Genomic DNA, 17,630 nt, shown 5'->3' on the forward strand with positions numbered 1-17,630 from the left:
AATATATACTATCTTACATATGTATGTTATAACATAATATATAATATGTCAATATTTTCATATGTAAATTAATACATAGGTATAAAAAAATGACAAATTTAGGCTACGCCTTATTGGGAATGCTGGCATATGAACCTCGAACGGGCTATGACTTGGCGCAACTAATGAAACAACAGGTTGGATATTTCTGGAGCGCCAAGCATAGCCAGATATACCCTGAACTTACTCGATTGGAAAGCGAAGGTTTCGTAACTTTCGAGGTAATCGAGCAACAAGACCGACCTCATAAGAAACTGTATCATATTACGTCAGCAGGCTTAGAGGTTTTACGGAATTGGGTAACTACTCCGGCTGAATCAACGCCGGTGCGAGATGAATTGATACTAAAAGCTTATTGTATATGGTTAGCCGATCCCGGAAAGGCAATTGAACTATTCAAGCAAGAAGAACTCCGCCATCGTCAGCAACTAGCTCAATATGAGCAGTTATACATTTGGGGAGAGGAAAACTTGGTAAAGGAACAACGCAGTAAAAGTAGCCCTTTGTTTGGGAAATACCTGAGCCTTGCGCGAGGTATTAGTTATGAACGCGAATATGCCGAGTGGTGCCGATGGGTTATTGAGCAATTGGAGAAGCCAGATTTTTTTTAGAAAAATCAAGGCAAGAACTTCTTATCTCAGGGGAAAATGCTTTTGAAAATAGATGCGAGAAGTTTTAGCTACACGCATTTTCCCTACTGCCCTGTTGGTTTGTACTGACAAATAAGAAGTATCTGTGATATACTAATTTTAATAGTGCTATAAAATTGGTTTTATTATTTCTTGGTATTCAGTTTAAAAAGCAGGCGCTTGTGACCGAGAATAATCAGATTGGCGGAAATATACCCGATACCGCTATTAAGCCTGTGCCTTTATTTGAGGCGACTTCTTCCGGGGCTGTACGTTGCAAAGTTTGCGGAATAGGCTGCGAACTGTTAGAAGGGCAAAGCGGCGTATGCAAAGTACGTACCAACCGTGCAGGAAACCTCATCGCCCTGAACTATGGAATTATTAGCCATGCCGACCTTGAACGGGTAGAACGCAAATATTTGTACCATTTTTTCCCCGGCACAAAAGTTTTCTCAGTGGGCGGTTACGGGTTAAATTACCCCAAAGTGGGCGAGGTAGCACATACAGATGATTTCCCAGCCGGTAATATCAGGGTATTACCCGTAGAAAAAATCGTTAAGTTCAGTATCGAGCAACACTGCCGAGGGGTGGTATTTGCTTATAACGAGCCAAGTATGTGGTACGAATTTCTTTACGATGCAATGCGGCTCGTTAAAGCTAACGGCATGTTCACTGCGATTGTTACAAACGGCTATTTTACTACAGAAGTGCTGAACAATATCGGGGATTACCTTGATGGCATTTTGTTGGAAATAAATTCGTTTAACGAAGAAACTTTTCAGGTATTCAGCGGACAAACCCAATTCCAGCAAATTCTAGAAAATGCCAGCCAAGCACAACATAAATTCAAAGTGCATGTGGAAATAAATACTAAGATTGTTCCCGGAATAAATGATTCTGCTACCGAAATGAAAACTATTGCAGCATGGATCAAGCAGGCATTGGGTGAAACCACCCCTTGGCATTTGTCACTTGCCGGCGATGGAAACCCCGCCATCTTGTATTATATTAAATCACTGGCAGAAGAAAACGGTTTGAAGTATGTATATCTTCATAATGTGGAGCAACAAAAAATCCAGTTGGCTACTTCAGGCGTGACAATAAATAGCGATAATACAGCCGGAGGCAATACATTTTGCTATAAATGTCATAGGCTGTTAATCTCACGTACCGAAACAGAAGCTAACTCTACCGGCTTAGAGCGAGACCGTTGTACCTACTGTGGGGTCGAAACCAGCGTACATAACACCATTTGGAAACTCTAAAAGACCAGACAAATAATTTCATGCAAGCTCGTACTTCCGATATATATTGCATTGAATTAGTATCTCTTTTATAATCAAGAACAGCTAATACCAAGACTAACCAGTATCCTGATTAAACATAAGTTACGTTAAATATCTTCAATTAGGTCATAGAAATTGACTGAGGGTATAACGCTCACTTCAAACTATTTGGATACCCCAGCCGCGTTGCTAATCAGAGAGAGCAGCACAAGTGCAACCTAATAAATTATTAAAGAAAATAGGAACCGGGCAACTAGGCAAAGATGCTAAGCCGCGAGACGACCAGACATCTCAGTTGGATTCGTTACGCAATAGTTTAGGCACAAATAGCACGATGCCGCGTGCGCATGTTTTACAGGGTCGCTACGAAATAGAGCAAGTAATTGGGTATGGCGGTATGAGTACCGTTTACCGCGCTCGTGATATGCGGTTTACTCAAACTGTAAGGGTATGCGCCATCAAAGAAATGTTTGATATGTCCACCGACCCGGCGGCAAGGCGCGATAAAATGCAGCGTTTTGAAATGGAAGCCAATATTCTTGCCAAGCTCAACCACGCTTCGATTCCCAAAATTTATGACTTCTTCGGAGATAATGACCGCTTCTTTCTAGTGCTAGAATATGTGGATGGTAAAAATCTTGAGTCCATCCTCGAAACTGCCCAAGCTCCGCTAGACGAACGTGATGTGCTAGAATGGTCTATAAAGCTTTGCGAAGTTCTTAGCTATTTACACAATCAAAAGCCCGGTCCTATCATTTTCCGCGATATGAAACCTTCAAACGTGATGCTTAATAGTGATGGGCGTTTGATGTTGATTGACTTCGGTATTGCCAAAGTCTTTTTGGATGACAAAAAAGGGACTATGATAGGCACAGAAGGCTATTCACCTCCCGAACAATACAAGGGTATAGGGCAACCTGCCGGTGATATTTATGCGCTTGGCGCTACCATGCACCACCTTCTTACCAATAATGACCCTCGCCTAGAAATTCCTTTTACTTTCCATGAGCGCATGCCTAAAACGCTTAATCCTAAAGTCTCGCCTGAGATGGAAGCGATTGTAATGAAAGCGTTGGAGTTTTCTATAAATGACCGCTGGAAGAATGTTGAGGAAATGAAGGCTGCGCTCTTAAGGTTTCAGTACAAAATAAACGGGCTTGTAGAAGCTACTAGCCATGGAACACATGCGCTTAACTTAGATGTGCCGCAGATTGCTGAAATCAAACCCACCGCTATGCCAACATCCGGCACCAATCCGACAATACGCCCGAATATCGGACCTGATGGCACAAGAATGGTTCCTGTAGCACGACCCGGACAGGCATCTGCTAAAGACGGGATTCTTACTGTTCCAGAGTATTTGCCTCAAGCCAAATTACTGTGGGATTTCAAGTTAGAAGAAGAAATCCGCTCAACTCCGCTAGTATATGGCAACTCGATTTTTGTTGGCTGTTATGACACCAACATTTACGCCCTTGATGCGAAAAACGGCTCATTTTTATGGAAAACTCCTACCGGCGCCGGAATCAGCAGTAGCCCCTGCATAGCGGAAATTCCCGGTATAACTCAATTGCTAATTGTAGGCAGTGAGGATCACAAGCTCTATGCGCTCGAAATCCAAAAAGGGCAGCAAATGTGGGATTTCCAAGCGCAAGGACCGATTCGCAGTTCACCACGACTCTACCAAGCCTATGTGTTCTTTGGCTCAGATGACAACCATGTCTATGGGGTTGACATTCGAGGAGGCAAAGCTCTATGGAAACAGCGCACTTTAGGCAGGGTTCGTAGCTCGCCTACAATAGCCAATGGCTGTATCTATATAGGTAGTGAAGACCGTAAGCTTTACTCATTGGAAATTTCTCGTGGCAACATCAACTGGAAGTTCGATACTTTGAACAGTATTGTGAGTACACCGGCGGTTGCAGACGGGTATGTATATATCGGTTCGGATGACTGCAATTTTTATTGTATTGATAGCCAAAACGGTTTTCTGGTGTGGAAAGCAAAAACAAGTAAACCAATCCGTTCATCTCCTATTTTTCACAATGGGAAAATTTATTTTGGTTCAGGAGATGGTATGCTGTACTGCTATGATGCTAAACGTGGCGCTAAAATATGGGCTTTTAACACCGAAAGCCAAATAGTAAGCTCTCCGCGAGTAGCAAATGGGCTTGTTTTTTTCGGGGCGGCAGACGGCAATATTTATGCGCTGGATGCTGATAAAGGACATGCCAAATGGTTCTATCCAACTGGTAACGCGATTGTATGCTCGCCTGCCATTACTAATGATACTCTTTACATCGGTTCTCTCGATAACCGGTTGTATGCCATCGCAATATAGTTGCTGGAGAACATGAGTTTGTTTAATAAAGATATGACTAGTTCTGGCGAAAAGAAAAAAAGAAAAAGCAGCCGTAGTAAAACTCGTAAAGAAACTGGCGCGGTAGTTCCGACTGAAAAGGAAAACCCATCCTTAGAAGCGTCAACCGAAGAACTTACAAGACCTGACCCTGATATGGCTACACAACCACTTTCCTCAATGGATTTTTCTCAATATGAGACAAAATCTGTTGATGTAACGGTTAACGGCGTTAGCTCATTGATTCCTCAAAAGGTTAAATGCCAACAAATTGAGGCAGCTTTTGCTTCTCATGTTGGCATGATTCGCGACAACAACGAGGATAGTTTGAGCGTTTTTATGGGTGTTATTCCTGCAAGCGAAAATATGCCGGAGCAATTATTCGGCTTTTTTGCGGTTGCTGATGGAATGGGCGGGCATGAAAACGGCGAGGTTGCCAGTAATTTAGCGATACGAACTACCTCGAAAGGTGTAGTTAATGACTTTTATTTACGGGCTTTATCCGGCTTAAGACCGGGTGCAACCAGTGAAACTCCGGGCGAAATACTTGTACGCCTGATAGAAAGCGCCAATCAACTAATAATTGAGCAAGGACAGGAAAATCACCATAACATGGGAACAACCCTGACCTGTATTATAATTTTAGGTTCAATGGCTTATGTAGGGCATATTGGTGATAGCCGATTGTACGGCGTGAACAAAGAAACACAGCAATTGCAGCAAATAACTAAAGATCATTCACTGGTAGCGCGTTTGGTAGAAGCGGGCGCACTTACTGTTCAGGAAGCGTTGGAAAGTCCACAGCGTAGCGTGCTGTACCGTTCATTAGGACAACGGTTAGAAATGTTAGCCGATACCGATTTCTTTCGGATTTCTGAATATACCCACTTGCTATTGTGTTCTGATGGTTTATGGGATATGCTACCTGACATGTCAATCTCATATATCCTCAATAAATACGATGAGCCGGCTGCCATATGCCAAGAACTTATTAATTCTGCTAATTCTGCGGGCGGTGAGGATAACGTTAGTGTTATTGTTGTCAAACTGTAACCCGGTGAGGCTTATGCTATGAGCGAACGCAATTTAGTTCCGCTCGATAATAAAGATAAATTAAAGGAAGACAGCATCGAGCGTCTAATAACGGTTAATCCGGGGTATGAACCTATCACGCTTGATTATATGCCCTCACAGCAGGCTTTCTCTGCTTCTAAAGTAGAGAAAGTTATTTACCTGCTTTTCACGCTCACCACCCTTGAGCATTTATCAAATAGCGGAAATATTCCTCTCAATATTTGTTTGGTAATAGACCAGAGCAGTTCGATGCGTGGGGAAAAGCTATTTGCCTTGAAATCAGCCGCTAAACATGTGGTTGACCAACTTGCCAACGAAGACTTTTTCAGCCTGATTAGCTTCAATGATAGAGCTACGGTGGTGGTAAATAGCCAACGAGTTGATAGCCGCGAAAACATTAAAATGTTGATTGACTCTATTGAGGCAAAAGGCGGCACTGAATTGGCGCAAGGTCTTAATCTGGGCATTATGGAAATGAAACGCGCCACAAATTTTACCGAATTAAACCATCTAGTGCTTTTTACCGATGGGCAAACCTATGGAGACTCCGAGCAATGTGTCTATCTAGGTATGGAAGCGGCGCGTAATAATATTAGCATACACCCAATGGGCATTGGAACAGACTGGAATGAGGATTTGCTCGAAACGGTGGCTGCAAAGACCGCCAGTTCATCCGAATTTATTAATAACTCCGACCAGATTGCCAAAATATTCCTTCAGAAAATCACGCAGTTCCGCGCTACTCTTACCAATAATGCCACCCTGAAATTTCAAGCTGTGCAAGGCGTAAAAGTTAGAAATGCCTATAAAATAGTGCCAAATATCAGCGAAATGGAAGTTATTCCCGGTAATAATAAAGGCGAATCGAATTTCAAATTAGGGGTAATGCGCTACAAACACGAATATAAAGTGTTAATAGAGTTACTATTGCCTAATTGTCCGATAGGAGTTTTTCATATAGGGGATTTCTCAGTACAATATACCCCGATTGAAGCTCAAAAAAATACAGCACATTTAAAACTTCCGATAGGTATAACCATAACGGACCCTGCACATAGTTCCCCGATTAATCCGGAAGTTAAAAGCATTTTGGAAAAAATCACTACTTTCAAGCTTCAGGCTAAAGCATGGCAAGATTTGAGCAGTGGCGATATTGAAAACGGGAAAAAAAAGTTGGCAGCAGTTGGTACCAAGCTTCTAAATATGGGTGAATCATTGCTGGCTTCACAAGTAGAGCAAGAATTGAATAATCTGGAAATCCGTGGCTCCGCTACCCCCGAAGGGAAAAAACGGATAAAATACGGGACAAGAGGTCTAACCGGACTTTTTGAAGATTAGGAAGCCTAGCTAAAGCGAGAAAAAAGGTCATATTAATGATTATCTGTCCAAACTGTGGAATAAAACAAATAGAAGGCACTCTTTTTTGTAACGATTGTGGCATTGACTTAACCAATCTGGAAGAAGATGCTAACTCAAGTCACGACCCTTCCCGCGAAGGTAAATTTACCACTGCCAATATTCCACCTTCTAACTTTAGTATGCCCGTTGTTTCTGAGCAGATGCCTCTAGTAACGCCACCTACTGTGGCTACTGGTCCGATACGCAAGGATTTAAAGCTTGTGGTATTAAATACCGGAAGGCGTATGGAATGCCCCGACCGTTCTAATATTATCATCGGCAGAAGCGATGCAATTTCGGGTGAAACCCCTGATATTGACCTTAGCCCTGATGATGCTTTAGAATTAGGGGTATCGCGGCGGCACGCTTGTATTACTTTTCGCGAGGGTATCCCCTTTCTTACCGACCTCGGTAGTACAAACCGCACCTTTATCAATAGGCAAGTACTGATGCGAGGACAACCTAGCATGCTAAAAGATGGCGATGAAATCCGAATGGGCAATGCCATTCTAAAAGTGTTATTTAAACCGGATGCTAAATAATCCGTTCAAATAAACCGGATGCCTTGCATCTATAAAAATACGGAGAGTAGTTGTGGCTATAGTAATTTTACATGTACTAAATCAGGATGCGATTGTAGGCGAAATGGATAAGCTCCCTGACCCCAAAGATTCTTTCGTCTCTATCTCCAACCCACGCAAAATGGATAACCGCCCTGTCACCTTTATTGATAAACGGGCAAAAGTTATAATGTTTCCTTGGAACCAGATTTTCTTTATCGAAGTAATGGAAAGCGAAGAAGAAAAGCGCGACACCTTGAATATTTGGCGAGAATGAGCGAAATTATTAAAACTGAAGCTTCGGAAAACGCCGAAGCAAATACACCAACTATTGCTGCTGCAAATCCTGACAACCCGGAAAGGCAGAGTTTTCCAGCTTACGCCAAGCTAAATCTTTCCCTTGAAATCCTGAGCAAACGCCTAGATGGATTTCATGACTTGGCTTCGGTTATGCAAACCGTTTCGCTGGCAGATACCTTATACCTTGCGCCCTCAGCCGACATTGAGTTCGATTGTAATTTGCCCGAATTGGTGGACGAAACCAATCTGGTGTGGCGTGCTGCCAACATGCTGCATGAGTTGGTGCCATTCGGAGAAAAACGCGGCGTGAGCCTTTATCTCGAAAAAGCTATTCCGGTTGCCGCAGGTTTGGGCGGTGGCAGCAGCGATGCCGCTACCGCGCTTTTCGCCATAAATTGGTTCTGGAATCTAGGGCTTAGCGCGGAAAAACTGGAGGAGATGTCGGCGAGGTTAGGCAGCGATGTACCATTCTTTATCAAAGGCGGTACTGCGCTGGTGGAAGGGCGCGGCGAGAAACTAACCCCTTTACCGCCGTTAGGCAAATATTGGATGGTTTTACTTTACCCGGAAGTAAATTTACCCGCTAACAAAACCGCCACCCTCTATCGTAGCTTGGCGCGTAACGACTTCAGCGGAGGGCAAATCACCCGCGAACTGGTAAAATCCATACGGGCGGAAAAGCCTCTATCCGAATCGTTATTATTCAATAGTTTTGAACGGTTGGTATATGACCTGTTTCCCGAAATAGATTATTACCGTAACGCAATGGTCAATGCCGGAGCAGAGTTCGTACGTGTTTCAGGCAGCGGACCCACCCTCTATGCGCTAGTTGGCAGCAAAGAAGAGGGTCGCAACATTGTGAATACCCTTGAGCAAGCGGGGTATCTGGTTTACCTAGCAGAAACGGTGGAATCCACCTTCGCATAGAATTGCTTGAACTCTTGCGCCAGATAAGGATTCCACATCGCCCCTGTTCCGCTCTGCACCCCATCCACGCCCAGTTCCAAATATTCCAACGCATCGGGCGCAGTCATTACCCCACCCACCCCGATAAGTGCAAGGTCGCTTGAAGAAATGCCTAACGCGCGTCTGGTTTCCAGCAAGCGTTTTACCATTGCCTGCCCTGCCGATTTGATTGCTGCCCCGCAAATTCCGCTGGACAAGCGACCATTACCGGGTAGAGCCTGAACACCTTCAGAAGTACGCACATTTGCCGGAATAGTATTGATAGCCGCCAAAGCGTTTGCGCCACCGCGTACCGCTGCCGAAACCACCTCACGAGTTAGGTTGTCATCGCCCAAAAAGCCCATCTTCAGGATTAATGGGGTACTTCCGAGCCTTTTCCGCATCGCCGCCGCGATTAGCCCCACCGCTTCGGGACTTTGGTATAAACTTCCTTCGCCGCTCTGTACGTTCGGACAACTGAAATTCGCCTCCACCGCTTCTGCGCCCGCCTGTTTCGCCCACTCTCCCGCCAGCGCAAAATCTTCCGCCAGTTCTTGCAGCGTTCCGCCCACTTTAACAGTGCCAACCACGCTCACCACCAACATTTGCCCTTCGTGAATAGCAGCGCGAGCTTTCGCCACATCCTCTTGCCATGTTTGCGGGTCGCGGCTTGGCATCCCAAACGAGTTGGTAATACTAAGCTGTTCAAGCGGGCTGCTATCATCAGGAAGGCAGGTCAGTTCCGGTTTAGCTCCACGCGGCATCATTTGTTCCGGCGAAGTGGCTACCGCCAGCACGTTGGGAAAAGGATGAACAGGGATACGCAGCGTTCGCACCGTTTTATAGGTCAGCACATCAAAACCTAAATCAGCGTACAGTTTGATATAGGCAGAATTGAGCAACGGACCCGCCGGAACGCCCAACGGCGAGTTGAGCTTTTTGCCGAAAAAGCTATAAGCTGGCAACCCCCGATTGATTTCTGCCAGAACGGGCAGTTTTCCGGCAAACTCCGGTCCGCGCTCGTAATTTTCGTCATAGCTCAAACCGATGTTATAGGTTGAATTTGTTTTCATCTATATTGCTCTTTTTTCAGTTTTATATGAAGGTTCTAACTATCTTTCGTAAAAGCGTTCACCTTGAGTACCTTCGGGCGAACGGGCAAACACCTCGTCCATAAGTTCATCGAACTCGCGAGTGTTGCGCTCGTCCAGCACGCTACGCACTTCCGTCTCGCCTTCGCGCCAATCAATTACCAGCCCACGATACCACGTCTTGAATTTCTCAAGCTGTGGGTCGTCTGTATTCACGATAAAAGCTTTCCCTTCATTGACTGCCGTAATTTTGTCAAAAGGGATTTCCAGTTCGCGCTTACCATCTTCAGTTTCAACCCACAGTTTAGCTTCATCCAGAATAACCCGGCGCGGTTCATTTTTCAAGGCGTTGGCAAGCAGTTTCAGGATTAGTAGCCACAATGCCACCATCACCAGTTCTACAATAAGCCAAACCGACCACCCCGGATTCATGGTACTGAGTACCAAAAATGCTACAGAAAGTAATATAAACAGAGAAAAAACTGCAATTATAACAAAGCCGCTGTTCCGAGTAGGATGATGCGGCTCGTAAATTTTCTGTGTCATAGCCAACCTTGAGAACAAGGGACAAGTTAGCTACTTGCCCCCGTCGCGTTTTACTTTACCACTTGCCCAGTACGCCGGACAACAACGCCATACGCACATACATGCCGTTGGAAGCTTGCTCGAAATAAACTGCTTGCGGCAATTCATCCACCGCTTCGTCAATTTCGCCGACACGCGGCAACGGGTGCATGATTATGGCAGTGGGCTTCATACTTGCCACCGTATCCAGCGTGACACGGTAAGAGCCGCTCACCGCCTGATAGGCTTCCTCGCTCTCGAAGCGTTCCTTCTGTACGCGAGTAATGTACCACACGTCTGCCTGATTAGCCACCTCATTGATGTCTTTAGCGACACTCATCTGAACGCCCTTCGCCTTCAGTTCCTCTACCAGTTCTTCTGGCATATTCAAAGATTCAGGTGATACAAATATAAGCTTGACATTGCGGTATAGGCTTAACAGCTTTGCCAACGAATGGACGGTGCGCCCATGTTTCAGGTCTCCCACCAAACCCACCGTCAGGTCGTCAAGACCGCCACATTTCTGGTTGATAGTGTAGGTATCCAGCAACGCCTGAGAAGGATGCTCACCCACACCATCACCCGCGTTTATCAATGGAATATTAGGTAAGCCTTGCTTAGTGCGCTCTTTATAAATTGCTAAGGCTGCCTCTGCGGCTGCGCCTTTCTGGTGGTGGCGCAACACAATAAGGTCGGCATACCCGGACAGCACCCGCACGGTATCGGAAAGAGTCTCGCCCTTTGAAACCGAGCTGAACTGCACCCCTACGATGTTGTGAACCTCACCCCCCAAACGCTTCATAGCAATGCTAAAACTAGAGTCAGTGCGGGTGCTGGCTTCATAAAACAAATTGACCAAGATTTTGCCGCGCAAAATATCGGTTGAGCCGTTCTGCTCTTTAATACGCTTCATCCAGTCGGCTTCTTCAAAAAAACGGTCAAGGTCGGTGCGACTGAATTGCTCAACTGAAAGCACCGCTTTTCCGGTTAAAACACCGTTTATAGGTTCTGCTACAGTAAATAGCTTGCTTCGTTCCTCGTATGTTAGCATACTACCCCCTTAATTTTATGATGAGTTATGCAATTCCCCTAAGCAGAAAGCCGGAAATTGCATTCGGGCGAACATCCCCCGCATCTGTCAGGAAACTCACCCCTCAAAACTTAATACATTTGCGCTCCCCGGCGCAGCCAGCACCTTCCCATCCTCAAAGACCAGTTGCCCACGCAGCCAAACCCGCCGCACGCGCCCCTGTCCTTTCATACCAACGAAAGGAGTCCAGCCACACTTTGTATATAGTCCCTCATTCGAAAATTCGTATTTATCAGTCTCATCAATTTCCACCTCGCCCTCGCCTTCTGGCAGTCCGAAAACGCGGCGCGGCGCAATTGCCAACAATTCCACCAAGCGGGCAAGGTCAAATCCGGCGCGTCCTTCCGCCACCTCGCGGTACATCAGCCCGAAGGTGGTTTCCAAACCCGGCACGCCAAAGGGCGGTTTGCTGCTATTTTTTTCGGCGCGAGTGTGAGGCGCATGGTCGGTAGCGAGCATATCAATTGAGCCATCCGCCAGACCTTGCCACAAGGCGCGTACATCTTCTTCCGTTTGCAAAGCCGGACTCATCCGGGCATAAGCGCCGAGCTTATCGGGCGCAGCCGCATGCTCCGTCAAAAACAGGTGGTGGGGCGCAACCTCACAGGTAATGGCAATGCCCTTTTCTTTAGCCGCCCGGATTACTTCCAATTCCGGCTTTTTGCTAAGGTGGCAAATATGGATACGCCGGTTATAAAGCGTCGCCAGCCCAATAACCGCCGCCACAGTCGCGCCCTCAGCATGTATCATAATCGGCTTATGAGGGTAACGCTCTGCCGGATACCAGTTTAAAAAAATAGCCAGCATAGCCGGCAATCCCTCAAAAATAATATTTCCATGTGTGTGTCCAAAATACGCTTTCAGCCCCGCCACTCGCTGGACGATTCGAGGATACTCAGACCCATTTTCGGGAGTTGCCCCGAAATTAAAGCCCACATCACACACGATTTTCGCCCTTGCCAGCCCTATTTTCTCCTCTAACGCCGCCTCAGTGGTGGTGGGAACGAGGTTATTGGGCATGTCTAGCAGGGCAGTATAGCCGCCCGCCAACGCGGCACAGGTGCCGGTATAGAAATCTTCCTTATCGGTGCTGCCCGGTTCACGCAAATGAACGTGCGGGTCAGCAAAGGATGGCAATTTTAGCATGCGTTTTACAACCCCACGTAACGGCGCACCTCATCGTAACGCGCTCGGTCAATTTTGCCAGTTTCCAAATAACGCTCCAGCAACTGCGACAAATTGATTACAGTATGAGTACGGTAGCCTTTTTCTTCCAACGCCTGTACGCCGCCCTGCTGGCGGTCAACCACCATCAAAAGGTCGTGTACTATCAACCCGGCATGCTCCAATTTCTCAATCGCCTCAAACTTGCTGTAAGCCAACGAAACAACATCATCAATCAAGAGCGCGGTTTGCCCCGCCTTGAAATCACCGTCAATCTCTACACCAAGCCCATAGCCTTTGGTATCCTTGCGAGGCGAAATCATCGGGCGCGAGGTGGTATAAGCCAGCACCGCCACCAACGGCGTTACGGCAGTGGGAATATCGGCGTATAAGTCGAAATTCAGGCGGCAACAAATCTTATCCAACAAAGCGCAAGTGTAGGACATTACGCTAGGGTAGCTGCGTAAAATCCGCAGGTTCAGGTAAATTGGCGAAAGAGGCGCGGTTGGGTCGGTTTCATGCTGTTTCAGCTTGAAAGCGCCAAACTTGACCGCCCCGATTTCAAAATATAGGTCTGCCAAACGATTATATTCAGCGGACGTAATTTCAGCCACCGACAGGTCAATTGGGTAATCGTGCATTAGTCTATCCTCGCTTTAATGTCCTCAGCTAGTTTGCCTGCGGCAAGCTTGGCAGCTTCGGCGAAAGTTTCATCTTTTCCGGCGTAAATAATGCCCCGGCTACTGTTAATTATCAGACCATAGCCTTGAGAGTCGCGCCCGTACTTCAAAACTGCGTCAAGGTCGCCCCCCTGCGCCCCCACTCCCGGCACCAGCAAAGGCACATCTGGCGCAATCGCTCGAATTTGCGCCAGTTCAGCAGGGTAAGTTGCACCCGCCACCAGCCCCACATTACGATTATGATTCCAATCATTGGCGGCAAGTTGCGCCACTTTCAAATAGAGTGGTGTACCCTCAGCCCCAACCGACAACATCTGCAACTCGGCAGAACCGGGGTTGGATGTTCGGCATAGTATGAACACGCCCTTTTCGGCGCGTTCCAGATATGGTGCGAGCGCATCGCCGCCCAGATAGGGCTGCACCGTCACCGCATCTCCTCCGAAATAATCGAAAAGAGAGGCGACATAGCCTTTGTTGGTACTAGCTATATCGCCTCTTTTGGCATCCAAAATCAATGGAATCTCAGGAAAGCGGCTACGCAGGTAGTCGCCCAACCGCTTCAAAGCCTTTAATCCGGGCGGACCTATCTGTTCAAAGAAAGCCAAATTAGGCTTGAAAGCGCACACCGATTCGGCAGTAGCCTCTACAATAGCGCGGCAGAAAGCATAATAGCTTTCCTCAATCGCTTCCTCTTCTGTACCTTGCTTGAGAAAAGCGGGCATTTGGGAGTATTCGGGGTCAAGACCCACACATAGAAAAAAGCCATCTCGCCAGCGCCTTTCGAGCATTCTCCCGAAGTGGCGCGCGGATGGACTTGTATCGCTACTAAGCTCGCGCGGTTGTATCACCGATTCCTCTTATTTTCACAATTATAAATCACTCGCCCTAGTCAAAGTTTTGATTATTATACAACATGATTTTCGATTCGGAAAGCTCTAAGCGTGATATGTCGCATACTAATTTTTATCTACTGCATTACTAGGCACTTCTCACCTTGTTAGGGCTTTTCAATGTGACCTTAAAAGAAGCTCCCTGTTTGACCAGAAGAGGGTAAGTACCTATTGTACTGGCTGTGCTATTAACAATGCTGTCTTAGCCCGGATGGATTTCTTGAATGTCAAAAATATTATTCTCTGAAAAGCCCTGTGCAAACTTTTAACTTGCTTGACATTTATAGCATTTATTGATACAATTTTATTCGGTTAGCTGTATATATTATAAACTGGGAACAGGAAGAGTAAGTTCTAACTACCTTTAGAGAGTGAGGGTCAGAGGCTGAAAGCCCTTACAGGCAATAGGAGAACCAAACGTAGCCTGGGAGTTCTGCCCTTGAAATTTTCTAAGTAGGGGGTAGCGGGTAAGGACCGTTATATCTGCGCTGAGAGCAGCCTTTTCGGCTTGCTGAAGGTAGGGTGGTACCACGCAAGGCTTTTGCCCTTTCGTCCTTACGGAGACGAAAGGGAATTTTTATTTTATAGGCTTTTTGTGATTACATAGAGATGAGAGGAAATTACAATGACGGATACTAACAAAAAAGAAATGCCAAAAGCCTATGACCCTAAAACTACCGAAGAGCGGCTTTATAAATTCTGGGAAGAAAACGGCTGGTTTACTCCTAAAATTGATGCAAATCGCAACCCCTACGTAATAATCATGCCACCTCCCAACGTGACAGGCGCATTACATCAGGGACACGCTATGTTTGTGGGTGTGGAAGATGCGCTAGTGCGGTGGCGACGCATGAACGGCGATTCTGTGCTGTGGCTGCCCGGTAGCGACCACGCCGGAATCAGCGCCGAAACGGTGTTAGAAAAACAGGTGCGGAAGGAATTTAAAAAGAGCAAAAATGAAATCGGTAGAGAAGCTTTCCTGAAACGTATGTGGCAATGGATGGATGAATATCGCGATGTGATTGTCAACCAATTGCGTGTGTTAGGAGCAAGTTGCGATTGGACTCGCAAATGCTTTACGATGGATGAAGGTCCTCAACGTGCGGTGCGTACCATTTTCAAGAAAATGTATGACGAAGGCTTAATCTATCAGGCTGAGCGCATCGTGAACTGGTGTCCCGGTTCGCAAACGGTGGTCAGCGACCTTGAAGTGAACATGATTGAGGAAGAAGGCTTTCTGTGGCACATCCGCTATCCGGTGAAGGATGCGCCTGAGCGTTATGTGATTGTGGCAACCACTCGCCCAGAAACTATGCTTGGCGATACAGCGGTAGCAGTACATCCCGAAGACGAACGTTACAAAGACCTGCATGGCAAAATGCTAATGCTACCGCTCATGAACCGCGAAATCCCGATTGTCGCAGATGAGGGTGTGGATAAGGAGTTCGGCACAGGTGCAGTGAAAGTTACGCCCGGTCATGACCCGCTCGACTTTGAAATCGGGCAGCGTCATAATCTGCCGGTCATCACCATAATGAATCTGGACGCTACAATCAATGAGAATGGCGGACAATATCAAGGGTTAGAGCGTTTTGCGGCACGCAAGCAAGTGGTAAAAAACCTTGAAGAACAGGGCTATCTGGTGAAAACCGAACCCTATCGCCACTCTGTGCCTTACAGCGAAAAAGCGGACGTGCCGATTGAGCCGCTAGTGCGGATGCAATGGTGGCTTAAAATTCAACCGCTTTCCGAACCAGCCTTACAGGCGGCGTTGGATGGGCGTGTGAAATTTGTGCCGGAGCGTTTCACCAAAGTTTATACCCAATGGCTTGAAAATATCCACGACTGGAATATCTCGCGCCAACTTTTCTGGGGGCATCGAATCCCGGTTTGGTACTGCGGAAATTGCGGCAAACAAACCTGTACTGCTAACGATTCTTTAAAGGCTTGTGAGCATTGTAGCAGCGATAAAGTTACCCAAGATGCCGATGTGCTGGATACTTGGTTCAGCAGTGGGTTGTGGACATTTAGTACGCTAGGTTGGCCCGACCAGACCGAAGATTTAGCCTATTTTTATCCCGGCGCAGTTATGGAAACCGGCTACGACATTATCTTCTTCTGGGTGGCGCGTATGATAATGTTGGGAATCTATGCAATGGGCGAACCGCCTTTCCATACCGTCTATTTGCATGGCTTGGTGCGCGATGAAAAAGGCGAGAAGATGAGCAAAAGCAAAGGCAATACCATTGACCCGCTCGAAACTATTGATAAATACGGCTCGGATGCGCTGCGCTTTACCCTACTTACCAGCAGCACACCGGGGGTGGATACCAAGCTTTCCTTTAGCAGAATTGTGGACAGTCGCAACTTTGCCAATAAAATCTGGAACGCTACCCGCTTCATAACTATGAACCTAGAGGCGGAAATGCCTCCGGTACAAGATGAAGATTTACAGCTTACGCCGGGAATGCCACTGGCAGATCGCTGGGTGATTAGCCGCTACAGCCTTCTAGCGCAAGATGTGAATCGCTTAATGGAAACCTATCAATTGGGTGAGGCTGGCAGATTAATCTATGACTTCCTGTGGAGCGAATTTTGCGATTGGTACATCGAAAGTTGCAAAATTCGCCTGAGCAGTGGCAACCCCGAAGAAAAACTGGCGGTGCAAAAGGTATTAGTTGGCGTATTGGAACGCTCTTTGCGTTTGCTACATCCCTTTATGCCTTTCGTTACCGAAGAATTGTGGCAAAACCTGCCGCACTTTGGCGAGGCGTTGATAATTGCCGAATGGCCGGCAGCACTTGAAAAAGACGCTGACTCGGTGCGCTCGTTTGAAGAATTGCAAGAAGTCATCCGAGCGGTGCGGAATGCTAAGGTGGAAGCAAAGGTTGAGAGCAAACGTGTACCAGCCATCGTGTTGACAAAACCCGAAGAACTGGCGCTATTCGAGTCTGAAAAAGACACGCTTGTTCGCCTTGCCGGAATAGATGCCGCCAACCTGCAAATCGTTGACCAGTTACCTATTGCTCCCTCTCAAGCAATGGCGCTTGTCACCGTTGCAGCAACTGTGTACTTGCCACTGAGCGGGTTGCTTGACCTTGAACAGGAACGGTCGCGTCTCTCCAAAGAAATCGAAGATGCTCGGCGCGAAACAGAGAAAAGCCTTGCAATGCTTTCAAATTCTAACTTTGTGGATCGCGCCCCCGCGCCGGTTGTCGAGAAAGAACGCGAAAAACTTGCCGCCGCGCAGGAACGAGCCATTAAATTACAGGAACGTTTAAATTCTCTGCTATAATGGCGTTGAAAATGCTTCCCCCCTTTCAAAAACAAAAAGGGGGAAGTTTCTGACTTTTACAATTTTCAGAGCTATTTTGGCATTAAAGGACTCCCATATATAGCAAACAACCATCATTATTTGGCTTGATTCTAATTATGGGTGCAGGGGGTTGATTAATTGCAAGTAAAATCGTATGAAAAAAAGAAGAGCATTCAGAAACCTTGAGTTTGCTGACTGCCCTCCTCCCGACGAAATTATATTAACACCATTTCCAGAGTTTGTCA

At 46.6% G+C, this 17,630-nt stretch carries 15 protein-coding genes and 1 other annotated feature; of the genes, 9 read left to right on the forward strand and 6 right to left on the reverse strand.

All coding sequences use genetic code 11. From position 1 onward, the window contains the following. Positions 1-89 precede the first annotated feature (89 nt). The 8 genes from WCK19_RS09550 to ispE all read left to right on the forward strand — a co-directional run bounded on the left by WCK19_RS09550 (position 90) and on the right by ispE (position 8,572). On the forward strand, positions 90-650 hold the full coding sequence (locus tag WCK19_RS09550; protein ID WP_342397142.1) for a PadR family transcriptional regulator: 561 nt from the start codon (positions 90-92) through the stop codon (positions 648-650). 200 nt (positions 651-850) lie between these two features. Continuing rightward, positions 851-1,933: a radical SAM protein gene (locus WCK19_RS09555; protein WP_342397143.1), complete on the forward strand. Its 1,083-nt coding sequence runs from the start codon at positions 851-853 to the stop codon at positions 1,931-1,933. A 232-nt stretch (positions 1,934-2,165) separates the two neighbouring features. Further along, positions 2,166-4,295, forward strand: a complete 2,130-nt coding sequence (locus WCK19_RS09560) for a serine/threonine-protein kinase (protein ID WP_342397144.1) — start codon at positions 2,166-2,168, stop codon at positions 4,293-4,295. 18 nt (positions 4,296-4,313) lie between these two features. Then, on the forward strand, positions 4,314-5,366 hold the full coding sequence (locus tag WCK19_RS09565) for a protein phosphatase 2C domain-containing protein (protein WP_342397145.1): 1,053 nt from the start codon (positions 4,314-4,316) through the stop codon (positions 5,364-5,366). A gap of 18 nt (positions 5,367-5,384) precedes the next feature. Beyond that, positions 5,385-6,725 carry a VWA domain-containing protein gene (locus tag WCK19_RS09570; protein ID WP_342397146.1) on the forward strand — a complete coding sequence of 447 codons (1,341 nt, stop codon included), beginning with the start codon at positions 5,385-5,387 and terminating at the stop codon, positions 6,723-6,725. Between the two features lie 35 nt (positions 6,726-6,760). Then, positions 6,761-7,327, forward strand: a complete 567-nt coding sequence (locus WCK19_RS09575; protein WP_342397147.1) for an FHA domain-containing protein — start codon at positions 6,761-6,763, stop codon at positions 7,325-7,327. 52 nt (positions 7,328-7,379) lie between these two features. Continuing rightward, a complete protein-coding gene (locus WCK19_RS09580) occupies positions 7,380-7,622 on the forward strand; it encodes a hypothetical protein (RefSeq protein WP_342397148.1) in 243 nt (80 codons plus the stop codon). Next, positions 7,619-8,572: a 4-(cytidine 5'-diphospho)-2-C-methyl-D-erythritol kinase gene (gene ispE / locus WCK19_RS09585; protein WP_342397149.1), complete on the forward strand. Its 954-nt coding sequence runs from the start codon at positions 7,619-7,621 to the stop codon at positions 8,570-8,572. Before WCK19_RS09580 ends, ispE begins: the two co-directional genes overlap by 4 nt. Here the strand turns inward: ispE and WCK19_RS09590 are convergent. The 6 genes from WCK19_RS09590 to pyrF all read right to left on the reverse strand — a co-directional run bounded on the left by WCK19_RS09590 (position 8,536) and on the right by pyrF (position 14,027). Continuing rightward, the gene (locus WCK19_RS09590) at positions 8,536-9,663 is read right to left on the reverse strand and encodes a hypothetical protein (protein ID WP_342397150.1); all 1,128 of its coding nucleotides are present in this window, start codon (positions 9,661-9,663) and stop codon (positions 8,536-8,538) included. The two genes, ispE and WCK19_RS09590, sit on opposite strands and share 37 nt — an antisense overlap. Positions 9,664-9,702: 39 nt before the next feature. Beyond that, positions 9,703-10,227 (reverse strand): hypothetical protein, encoded by a 525-nt coding sequence (locus tag WCK19_RS09595; protein ID WP_342397151.1) that lies wholly within the window; start codon positions 10,225-10,227, stop codon positions 9,703-9,705. A 55-nt stretch (positions 10,228-10,282) separates the two neighbouring features. Then, positions 10,283-11,296, reverse strand: coding sequence for an aspartate carbamoyltransferase (pyrB, locus tag WCK19_RS09600; protein ID WP_342397152.1), 1,014 nt, complete (start codon positions 11,294-11,296; stop codon positions 10,283-10,285). A gap of 96 nt (positions 11,297-11,392) precedes the next feature. Next, positions 11,393-12,481, reverse strand: a complete 1,089-nt coding sequence (locus tag WCK19_RS09605) for a dihydroorotase family protein (protein ID WP_342397153.1) — start codon at positions 12,479-12,481, stop codon at positions 11,393-11,395. 5 nt (positions 12,482-12,486) lie between these two features. Continuing rightward, positions 12,487-13,140, reverse strand: a complete 654-nt coding sequence (locus tag WCK19_RS09610; RefSeq protein WP_342397154.1) for a hypothetical protein — start codon at positions 13,138-13,140, stop codon at positions 12,487-12,489. Beyond that, on the reverse strand, positions 13,140-14,027 hold the full coding sequence (pyrF, locus tag WCK19_RS09615) for an orotidine-5'-phosphate decarboxylase (protein WP_342397155.1): 888 nt from the start codon (positions 14,025-14,027) through the stop codon (positions 13,140-13,142). Before pyrF ends, WCK19_RS09610 begins: the two co-directional genes overlap by 1 nt. 367 nt (positions 14,028-14,394) lie before the next feature. Continuing rightward, positions 14,395-14,629: a binding site (T-box leader), on the forward strand. Between the two features lie 65 nt (positions 14,630-14,694). On the opposite strand from pyrF, the gene WCK19_RS09620 reads away from it, so the two are divergent. Beyond that, complete coding sequence (locus WCK19_RS09620; protein WP_342397156.1) at positions 14,695-17,364, forward strand: valine--tRNA ligase; 2,670 nt, start codon at positions 14,695-14,697, stop codon at positions 17,362-17,364. Positions 17,365-17,630 lie beyond the last annotated feature (266 nt).

Source organism: Candidatus Chlorohelix sp., from assembly GCF_037138995.1.
Classification (GTDB): Bacteria; Chloroflexota; Chloroflexia; order Chloroheliales; family Chloroheliaceae; genus Chlorohelix.